We start from the raw sequence: 7,455 nt of genomic DNA on the forward strand, positions 1-7,455 counted from the left end.
CAGGGGCCCGCGCGCCTACGACACGAACCCGCCCACACTTGCCCAGTCCAGGGCGAACGCCGGGAGCACGCCCAGCAGGAGCGTGACCACGACCCCGAGGGTAATGGCCGCCGTGGTGAAGGCACCGGGCACACTGACCGTCGGACCGTCCTGGGCCGGTTCGCTGAAGTACATCAGGACGATGACGCGCAGGTAGAAGAAGGCCGCGATGGCGCTGGCGAGCAGCGCGACCACCACCAGCGGAGCCATCCCGTCCGCGATCGCGGCCGAGAAGACGGCGAGCTTGCCCATGAAGCCGCTGGTCAGGGGGATCCCGGCCAGCGCGAGCAGCAGGAACGCGAAGGTCGCGGCGACCAGCGGCGACCGCTTCGCCAGCCCCGCCCACTGGGACAGGTGCGTGGCCTCGCCGTTGCCGTCCCGGACCAGCGTGATGATCCCGAAGGCCGCCAGCGTGGTGAAGCCGTAGGCCAGCAGGTAGAACATCGTGCCGGACAGGCCGTCCTCGGTCATCGCGATGGCTCCCACGAGCAGGAACCCGGCGTGCGCGATCGAGGAGTAGGCGATCATCCGCTTCATGTCGGTCTGGGTGAGGCCGAGCACCGCGCCGATGAGCATCGAGACGATGGCCACAGCCCACAGCACGCCACGCCACTCCCAGCTGCTCGCCTCGAACGCCAGGGTCAGCACCCGCAGGATGGCGCCGAAGGCGGCGACCTTCGTGCAGGCGGCCATGAAGGCGGTCACCGGGGTCGGCGCGCCCTGGTAGACGTCCGGCGTCCAGGCGTGGAACGGGCCGATGGAGGCCTTGAACAGCAGGCCGACCACCAGCAGCCCGAACCCGGCGTAGAGCAGGGTCTCCGGGCGGTCGGTACCGGCGGTGGCGGCCGCGATGTCGACCAGCCGGACCGAACCCGCGTAGCCGTAGAGCAGCGCGAGGCCGTAGAGGAAGAACGCCGAGGAGAACGCGCCCAGCAGGAAGTACTTGACCGCCGACTCCTGGGAGATGAGCCGCCGGCGCCGGGCCAGCCCGCACATCAGGTAGAGCGGGAGGCTGAGCACCTCCAGGGCGACGAACATCGTGAGCAGGTCGTTCGCCGCCAGGAAGACCATCATGCCGCCGAGCGCGAACAGCGCGAGCGGGAACACCTCGGTCTGCCGGCCGGGTGCCTGGTACTGGACGGCGTCACCCCCGGGGGCCGGCGGGACGGGGCTGGCGAAGGCCCCGCCGTCCACCGAGCGGTCCGCGATCAGCAACAGCGCCCCGAAGGACAGCGCCAGCAGGGTGCCCCACAGGAACAACGCCGGGTAGTCGGCGGAGAACAACGGGACGGCCTGCCCCGCCACCGTGATGCCCCCGGTGCCGACGACGGCGTCCGAGTTCACGTAGAGGCCGAGCGCGAGACCCGCGGCCACGACGGTGAGCAGCGACAGCGTCACCTGCACCGACCACCGGCGCTCCCTCGGCAGGAACGCCTCGACCAGCACGCTCAGGCAGGCGGCGACGAACACCACCACGACCGGCGAGATCGCCTGCCAGTCGATCTCCGGGATGTTCACCGCGGACTGCGCGAGATCCTGGGAGCCGAGCGTGGCCTGGAACATTGGTGACAGGCTCATCCCCACGTCAGTTGCCTTCCTGCACCGGGTCCGTGACGCCGAGCTCCGTCAGCGTCGCGTCAACAGAAGGTGTGATCACGTCCAGCACCGGCTGGGGGTACACACCGAGGAACAGCACCAGCGCCACCAACGGCGCCAGCACCGCCAGCTCCCGACGACTCAGGTCCGGAACCTTGCTCGCGAGCCTGGCGGCCAGCCCCTCCGAGGACGGGTCCCCGGCCGCGCCGGGGCCGCCGGCCAGCCCCAGGACCGCGTTGCCGCGCAGCGGGCCCTGCATGACCCGCTGGTAGACCCACAGCACGTACAACGCCGCCAGGACCATGCCGACCGCCGCGATCACCGTGAACACCGGCTGGGTCGGGAACGCGCCGATGAGCACCAGGAACTCGCTGACGAAGGAGTTGGTACCCGGGAGGGCCAGCGAGGCGAGACCGGCGACGACGAACATGCCGGCGAGCACCGGGGTCAGCTTCGCCAACCCGCCGTAGTCGCTGATGTTGCGGGAGCCGCCCCTGGCGATGACCATGCCGACCACCAGGAACAGCATGCCGGTGGCGATGCCGTGGTTGACCATGTACAGCACCGCGCCGGCCTGGGCCTGGCTGGTGAAGGCGAACACACCGAGCGCGATGAAACCGAAGTGCGCCACCGAGGTGTAGGACACGAAGCGCTTCATGTCGTCCTGGCCCACGGCGAGCAGGGCACCGTAGATGACGCCCGCCACCGCGAGCACCAGCACCAGCGGCGCGAGCTCCCGGCTGGCGTCGGGGAACATCGGCAGGCAGTACCGCAGGAAGCCGTAGGTGCCGATCTTGTCCAGCACGCCGACCAGCAGCACACCGACGCCGATCGGCGCCTCGGCACCGGCGTCCGGCAGCCAGGTGTGCAGCGGCACCAGCGGCGCCTTGATCGCGAAGGCGATGAAGAAGCCGAGGAACAACCAGATCTGGGTGCTCGTGTCCGCCGTGGACACCGTGGCGACCAGCGTCTCCCAGTCGAAGGTGCCGCTGCCGAGCTGGTTGCCGCTCACCACGTACACGCCGATCACGGAGGCCAGCATGATCAGACCGCCGAGCAGCGAGTACAGGAAGAACTTGACCGCCGCGTACTGCCGCCGCGCCCCGCCGAACCGGCCGATGAGGAAGTACATCGGCACCAGCACCGCTTCGAAGAGCACGTAGAAGAGCAGCACGTCGGTGGCGGCGAACACGCCGACCATCAGCGCCTGCATCAGCAGGATCAGCGAGTAGAAGCCCGCCGCGGTGCGTTCCTCGGGGAGCCGGTCGTTCCACGACCCGCCGATGACGATCGGGACCAGGATCCCGATCAGCGCGATCATGACCAGCGCGATGCCGTCCACGCCGACCGCGAAGTGCACACCGAACCGCGGGATCCACTCGGCCGAACTGCCCAGCTGGATCCGGTCGCCCGCCGGGTCGTACGCCGCCCAGGCGGCCACGACCAGGGCGAGCTCGGCGATCGAGAAGCCGAGCGCGGCACCCTTGGCCACCCGGTCGTCGGAGCGCAGGAACGCCACGACCAGCGCGCCGAGCAGGGGCAGGAAGAGTAGCGCGAGGAGCAATACCGAACCGCTCACTGGTCCTCCCCACCGACCGCGCCGGCCCCGGCCGGCGACCCGGCCCCCGGACGCGTCGTCCTCACTGGATACCGATCGTGGGCCCGTGCGCCGGGCCGGCTGTCACCACGCATGCGTCGCTGGACGCTCCTGACTTGTCCGGTCACGTGAACCTCACCACCAGCAGCGCCGCGGTGAGCAGGACCGCTCCGCCCAGGATGCTCAGCGCGTAGGACCGGACGAAACCGGTCTGGGCGCGTCGCAACCGACCGGAGCTGCCGCCGAGCAGGGCGGCGATCCCGTTCACCAGCCCGTCGACACCCCTGTTGTCCACGTAGACGAGCGCCCTGGTGAGCCAGGTGCCCGGGCGGGCGAACAGCGTCTCGTTGAGCGCGTTGCCGTAGAGGTCGGCCCGCGCCGCGCGGACCGGGAACGACACCTGGGCCGGTGCGGTGGCCGGGACCGGGCGGCGACCCACCAGCAACCAGGCCAGCAGCACACCGACGGCCGACAGCCCGACCACCAGGAACGGGATCACCGAGTGCGGCAACGCGCCGCCCTCGGGGTGGGCCACGGCGCCGAGCGAGGGTTCCAGCCAGCCGAGCAGGCGGTCACCCGAGTACAGCAGCACCCCGCCGAACACCGAGCCGAAGGCCAGCACGATCATCGGCACGGTCATGCTCGCCGGCGACTCGTGCGGGTGGTACTCGCGGCCGTCCGCCGACTTCTGCCCCTTCCAGCGCTTCTCGCCGAAGAAGGTCATCAGCATGAGGCGGGTCATGTAGAAGGCGGTCAGCGCGGCGCCCAGCGCGGCGGCCCCGCCGAACACCCAGCCCCGCCAGCCCTCCTGGGCGAAGGCGGCCGCGACGATCTCGTCCTTCGAGAAGTAGCCGGAGAGGAACGGGAACCCGATCAGGGCCAGGTAGCCGAGCCCGAAGGTGACGAAGGTGATCGGCATGTGCTTCGCCAGGCCGCCGAAGCGGCGCATGTTCACCTCGTCGTTCATGCCGTGCATGACCGAACCGGCTCCGAGGAACAGCCCCGCCTTGAAGAAGCCGTGCGTGAGCAGGTGGAAGATGCCGAGCGCGTACCCCGCCGGCCCCAGCCCGACGGCGAGGACCATGTAACCGATCTGGCTCACCGTCGAGTAGGCGAGCACCTTCTTGATGTCGTCGTAGGCGCACCCGATGATCGCGCCGATCAGCAGCGTGAGCGCGCCGATGATCGTGACGACCAGGCGGCCGTCCTCGGTGAGGTTGTAGATCGGGTTGGACCGGGCGATCAGGTAGACGCCGGCGGTGACCATCGTCGCCGCGTGGATGAGGGCCGACACCGGGGTGGGGCCCTCCATGGCGTCGGGGAGCCACGCCTGGAGCGGGAACTGGCCGGACTTGCCGCAGGCACCCAGGAGGAGCAGCAGGGCGATCGCCAGCAGGACACCGGTCGGCATCTCACCGGCCCTGGCGAAGACCTCGGTGTACTGGGTGGTGCCCAGCTCGGCGAACATCAGGAAGATCGCCAGCGCCAGGCCGACGTCGCCGACCCGGTTCATCAGGAAGGCCTTCTTCGCTGCGGTCGCGGCGGCGGGCCGGTGCTGCCAGAACGCGATCAGCAGGTAGGAGGCGAGTCCGACACCCTCCCAGCCCAGGTACAGCGTCACGAAGCTGTTGCCGAGCACCAGGACGAGCATGGCGCCGACGAAGAGGTTCAGGTACGCGAAGAAGCGGCGGCGCTCGGTGTTCTCCGCTCCGGTCCGCCCCGCCTGGTCGTGGCTCATGTAACCGACGGAGTAGATGTGGATGAGCGCACCCACGCCGGTGATGAGCAGGACGAACACCATGGACAGCGGGTCGATGCGCAGGCCGAACTCGACGTTCAGCGCGTTCACCGGGATCCAGTCGAACAGGTGCAGTTCCCGCACGCGTTCGTCGGCCGGCAGCCCGGTCATCGACAGGAACAACGCCAGCCCGTAGACGAAGGCGGCGATGACGGTGGCACAGCCGAGCAGGTGGCCCCAGGCGTTGGTCCGCCTGCCACCCAGCAGCAGCACCGCCGCCCCGAACAGCGGCAGCGCGATCAGCAGCCAGCCGTACTCGGCCACGCCCGACGCGGCGAGCGGCTCTTGGACAGCCAGGAACGTCTCCAACGTCGACCCCTCAGTACTTCAACAGGTTGGCGTCGTCGACCGAGGCCGACCGGCGCGTCTTGAAGATCGACATGATGATCGCCAGTCCGACCACCACCTCGGCAGCCGCGACGACCATGACGAAGAAGGCCATGATCTGGCCGTCGAGCTCCCCGTTGATCCTCGCGAAGGTCACCAGCGACAGGTTGACCGCGTTGAGCATCAGCTCCACGCACATGAACACCACGATCGCGTTGCGCCGGACCAGCACGCCGACGGCTCCGATGGTGAAGAGCAGAGCCGACAGCAGCAGGTAGTACGTCGGTGTCACGCCCTACCCTCCTCTTTCCCCGTGTCGGAGCCGGTCTTCCGGTCCGTGTCCTCCGCCGTCGGGGCCTCCGGCCCCGCCGCGTCAGCCCCCGTCGGCTCCGTGCTCCCGGCGTCCCCGTCCCCGGCGTCCGCCTCCTCGGGGGAGCCGGTCGCCAGGGCGCGGGCGCCGGGCTCGCCGGCACCGCCGGCGACGCTCGCCCGGTCCGCGTCGAGGGTGCGCACCGCGGTGGACTCGATGATCTCGGAGAGCGACTCCGGCGCGACCGACCCGTCCGGCAGCAGCGCCGGCACCGCGACCGAGTTGGCGGTGGCGAACACACCGGGCCCGGGCAGCGGCGAGACACGCGGCCGGTCACCTCGGAAGCGTTCGTCGGCCTGCTCGCGCTGGGACTTGCGCGGCGGCGCCGACCGCTTGTCGGCCAGGACGAACATCAGCGCGCCCACCGTCGCGACCACCAGCAGGGCGCCGGTGAGTTCGAAGGGGAACACGTAGTCGGTGAAGAGCAGGTTGCCCAGCCCGGTCACGTTGCCGTCCTGCACGGCGTTCACCGCGCCCAGCCCCGCCGACTCGACGGTGCCGAGGGACCGGGCGACCGCCCCGACCACCAGCACGGCGAAGCCGACGCCGAACAGCGTCGCGAGCAGGCGTTGACCCCGGATCACCTCGACCACGGAGTCCGCGCTGTCCCTGCCGACCAGCATCAGCACGAACAGGAACAGCATCATGATCGCGCCGGTGTACACGATGATCTGCACGATCCCGAGGAACGGGGCCTGCTGCACCATGTACACGACACCGAGCGAGAGCATGGTCAGCACCAGCCAGAGCGCGGAGTGCACCGCGTTCCGGGCGAACACCATGCCCAGCGCGCCCGCCAGGGCCAGCGGACCGAGGATCCAGAACGCGATGGTCTCGCCGATTCCGATGACCTCGGGCCCGGACGCCGGCGTCCCGGCCTGGGCCAGCAGCGGGCCCGGCGCGGACACCGCCGCGCCGAGCTGACTCGCGAGTGTTGCCAGGCTCACCGCCGGGCCTCCTCAGAGCCGGTCTCCACAGTGCTTCCCTCCGGGACACCCGCCCGCCTGGCCAGCTCGGGGCCGTGGACGTAGTAGTCCTGCTCGTCCTCGCCGAGCCGCATCGGGTGCGGTGGCTGCTCCATCCCGGGCAGCAGCGGAGCGAGGAGCTGTTCCTTCGTGTAGATCAGGTCCTGGCGGTTGTCGTTGGCCAGCTCGAAGTCGGTGATCATCGTCAGCGACCGGGTCGGGCAGGCCTCCACGCACAGGCCGCAGCCGATGCAGCGCAGGTAGTTGATCTGGTAGTCGGCCCCGTACCGCTCGCCGGGCGAGTAGCGGGCCTCCTCCGTGTTGTCCCCGCCCTCGACGAAGATGGCGTCCGCCGGGCAGGCCCACGCGCACAGCTCGCAGCCCACGCACTTCTCCAGCCCGTCCGGGTGCCGGTTGAGCTGGTGCCTGCCGTGGAAGCGGGCCGCCGGGATCTTGGGGACCTCCGGGTACTCCTCGGTGGCGACCTTCTTGAACATCGTCGAGAAGGTGACCCCGAAGCCCTTGAGGGGGTCAAACAGTCCCATTGCCGTCCTCCTTCGCGGAGCTGGCGCGATCCCGCGTGCCAACTCCGGACTGACCGGCGCCGGGCCGGTCGGCTGCTGTGCCCTCGGTGTCGTCGCCGCCCGCGGGCTCGTCGTCGGCGAGCGCGGTACCGGTCCCGGCCGCCGGGGTGCCCGCACCGAGCGCGGCGCGCTCGCGGGTCCGGGTGGCCGCCGGCCGCCGCTTCGGCCGCTCGGGCACC

At 70.3% G+C, this 7,455-nt stretch carries 7 protein-coding genes; all 7 read right to left on the bottom strand.

Annotated elements, in window-relative coordinates; all coding sequences use genetic code 11:
* Positions 1-15: 15 nt before the first annotated feature.
* Complete coding sequence (nuoN, locus tag ACTIDRAF_RS0207410) at positions 16-1,617, bottom strand: NADH-quinone oxidoreductase subunit NuoN (protein ID WP_169533958.1); 1,602 nt, start codon at positions 1,615-1,617, stop codon at positions 16-18.
* Positions 1,618-1,624: 7 nt separating this feature from the next.
* Positions 1,625-3,214 (bottom strand): NADH-quinone oxidoreductase subunit M, encoded by a 1,590-nt coding sequence (locus ACTIDRAF_RS0207415; RefSeq protein ID WP_157162905.1) that lies wholly within the window; start codon positions 3,212-3,214, stop codon positions 1,625-1,627.
* Positions 3,215-3,356: 142 nt separating this feature from the next.
* Positions 3,357-5,339: an NADH-quinone oxidoreductase subunit L gene (nuoL, locus tag ACTIDRAF_RS0207420; RefSeq protein WP_016698085.1), complete on the bottom strand. Its 1,983-nt coding sequence runs from the start codon at positions 5,337-5,339 to the stop codon at positions 3,357-3,359.
* A 10-nt stretch (positions 5,340-5,349) separates the two neighbouring features.
* Complete coding sequence (gene nuoK, locus ACTIDRAF_RS0207425) at positions 5,350-5,649, bottom strand: NADH-quinone oxidoreductase subunit NuoK (protein ID WP_016698086.1); 300 nt, start codon at positions 5,647-5,649, stop codon at positions 5,350-5,352.
* Positions 5,646-6,674: an NADH-quinone oxidoreductase subunit J gene (locus ACTIDRAF_RS0207430; RefSeq protein ID WP_016698087.1), complete on the bottom strand. Its 1,029-nt coding sequence runs from the start codon at positions 6,672-6,674 to the stop codon at positions 5,646-5,648. Before ACTIDRAF_RS0207430 ends, nuoK begins: the two co-directional genes overlap by 4 nt.
* Entirely contained in the window at positions 6,671-7,237 is a 567-nt protein-coding gene (nuoI, locus tag ACTIDRAF_RS0207435) for an NADH-quinone oxidoreductase subunit NuoI (protein ID WP_016698088.1), read from the bottom strand. The genes ACTIDRAF_RS0207430 and nuoI overlap by 4 nt, the downstream gene beginning before the upstream one ends.
* On the bottom strand, positions 7,224-7,455 hold a 232-nt coding region (locus tag ACTIDRAF_RS34415; RefSeq protein ID WP_026065872.1), incomplete at its 5' end, for a hypothetical protein. The genes ACTIDRAF_RS34415 and nuoI, both read right to left, overlap by 14 nt.

The organism is Actinoalloteichus spitiensis RMV-1378 (genome assembly GCF_000239155.1).
Classification (GTDB): domain Bacteria; phylum Actinomycetota; class Actinomycetes; order Mycobacteriales; family Pseudonocardiaceae; genus Actinoalloteichus_B; species Actinoalloteichus_B spitiensis.

What these genes read in the sequence shown, in the direction of transcription:
- nuoN (WP_169533958.1), bottom strand. Translation starts at nt 1,617, where the DNA reads ATGAGCCTGTCACCAATGTTCCAGGCCACGCTCGGCTCCCAGGATCTC.
- nuoI (WP_016698088.1), bottom strand. Translation starts at nt 7,237, where the DNA reads ATGGGACTGTTTGACCCCCTCAAGGGCTTCGGGGTCACCTTCTCGACG.